The organism is uncultured Tateyamaria sp., from assembly GCF_947504105.1.
Taxonomy (GTDB): Bacteria; Pseudomonadota; Alphaproteobacteria; order Rhodobacterales; family Rhodobacteraceae; genus Tateyamaria.
In genome coordinates this window covers 1-297 of the sequence record NZ_CANNGP010000192.1, presented here as the reverse complement: position 1 = coordinate 297, position 297 = coordinate 1, and the positions used below count along the sequence as shown (strand labels likewise).

At 56.2% G+C, this 297-nt stretch carries 1 pseudogene; it reads right to left on the bottom strand.

Annotated elements, in window-relative coordinates:
* Positions 1 to 297 (bottom strand): annotated as a pseudogene (locus Q1A75_RS24155) (transposase); the annotation flags it as partial.

Sequence of the window (297 nt, the reverse complement as noted above, 5' to 3'; positions counted from 1 at the left end):
AGGGACGTATCCCTTTGTCTTTCAATGCTTCTCTAAACCAATCGGCGTCATAGCCTCTGTCTCCGAGCAGCCAATCGACCTCCGGCATGCTGCTCAGCAATGCCCGCGCGCCGATGTAATCGCTGACCTGTCCAGCGGTGACGAACAAGTTCAGTGGGCGGCCATGGCTGTCGCAGATGGCGTATAGCTTTGTGTTCATGCCGCCCTTGGTCCGGCCAATCCGATCATCATCTGCGCGAAGATACCCTTGTCGCTCCACCGCTTCCAACGATTGTACAGGGTCTTGTGTGGACCATA